Below are 1,591 nucleotides of genomic sequence, written 5' to 3' on the forward strand. Positions count from 1 at the left end.
TCTATCGTATAGGTATATATCCAATCATGTGTGTTTCCTTCACAATCTGTAAAAGTATAGGTATAAGTTACGTCCCCGTTACAAGCGGGTGTAGCTGATATAACTGGGGCTGATGCTGTTAATACAGTACCACAAGTATCCGTTTCCACCGGAACTGTTGGCGCTACGATTGATGCCCCACAAGCGAATGTTGATCCTCAGTTCGCTGGCAGAACAAACTCAGCTCTGTCTATCGTATAGGTATATATCCAATCATGTGTGTTTCCTTCACAATCTCTAAGAGTACAGGTATAGTAACATCACCGTTACAAGCGGGTGTAGCTGATATAACTGGGGATGATGCTGTTAATACTGTACCACAAGTATCGGTTACCACTGGAACTGTTGGCGCTACAATTGATGCCGCACAAACACCTGTTGATCCTCATTCGCTGGCAGAACAAAATCGGCTCTGTCTATCGTATAGGTATATATCCAATCATGTGTGTTTCCTTAAATCTGTAAAAGTATAGGTATAAGTTACGTCCCCGTTACAAGCGGGTGTAGCTGATATAACTGGGGCTGATGCTGTTAATACTGTACCACAAGTATCGGTTACCACTGGAACTGTTGGTGCTACAATTGATGCCGCACAGGTAACTGTTGATCCTCCATTCGCTGGCAGAACAAAATCAGCTCTGTCTATCGTATAGGTATATATCCAATCATGTGTGTTTCCTTCACAATCTGTAAAAGTATAGGTATAAGTTACGTCCCCGTTACAAGCGGGTGTAGCTGATATAACTGGGGCTGATGGTGTCAATACTGTACCACAATTATCGGTTACCACTGGAACTGTTGGTGCTACAATTGATGCCCCACAGGCAACTGTTGATCCTCCATTCGCTGGCAGAACAAAATCAGCTCTGTCTATCGTATAGGTATATATCCAATCATGTGTGTTTCCTTCACAATCTGTAAAAGTATAGGTATAAGTTACGTCCCCGTTACAAGCTGGTGTAGCTGATATAACTGGGGCTGATGCTGTCAATACTGTACCACAAGTATCGGTTACCACTGGAACTGTTGGTGCTACAATTGATGCCCCACAGGCAACTGTTGATCCTCCATTAGCTGGCAGAACAAAATCGGCTCTGTCTATCGTATAGGTATATATCCAATCATGTGTGTTTCCTTCACAATCTGTAAAAGTATAGGTATAAGTAACATCACCGTTACAAGCTGGTGTAGCTGATATAACTGGGGCTGATGCTGTTAATACAGTGCCACAAGTATCGGTTACCACTGGAACTGTTGGTGCTACAATTGATGCCGCACAAGCAACCGTTGATCCTTCATTCGCTGGAGAACAAAATCAGCTCTGTCTATCGTATAGGTATATATCCAATCATGTGTGTTTCCTTTACAATCTGTAAAAGTATAGGTATAAGTTACGTCCCCGTTACAAGCGGGTGTAGCTGATATAACTGGGGCTGATGCTGTCAATACTGTACCACAAGTATCGGTTACCACTGGAACTGTTGGTGCTACAATTGATGCCGCACAAGCAACTGTTGATCCTCCATTCGCTGGCAGAACAAAATCAGCTCTG

The 1,591-nt window shown here is 43.2% G+C and carries 4 protein-coding genes; all 4 read right to left on the reverse strand.

Annotation, left to right across the window (positions count from 1 at the left end; translation table 11 throughout):
* On the reverse strand, positions 1 to 149 hold a 149-nt coding region (locus AC1RYN_RS13855), incomplete at its 3' end, for an HYR-like domain-containing protein (protein ID WP_481807434.1).
* An 80-nt stretch (positions 150 to 229) separates the two neighbouring features.
* Entirely contained in the window at positions 230 to 376 is a 147-nt protein-coding gene (locus tag AC1RYN_RS13860; RefSeq protein ID WP_481807432.1) for a hypothetical protein, read from the reverse strand.
* A 102-nt stretch (positions 377 to 478) separates the two neighbouring features.
* On the reverse strand, positions 479 to 1,306 hold the full coding sequence (locus AC1RYN_RS13865; protein WP_481807435.1) for an HYR-like domain-containing protein: 828 nt from the start codon (positions 1,304 to 1,306) through the stop codon (positions 479 to 481).
* A partial coding sequence (locus AC1RYN_RS13870; RefSeq protein WP_481807433.1) for an HYR-like domain-containing protein occupies positions 1,300 to 1,591 on the reverse strand: 292 nt, incomplete at its 5' end. The genes AC1RYN_RS13870 and AC1RYN_RS13865, both read right to left, overlap by 7 nt.

The sequence above is a fragment of the Flavobacterium sp. TC780 genome (assembly GCF_056783245.1).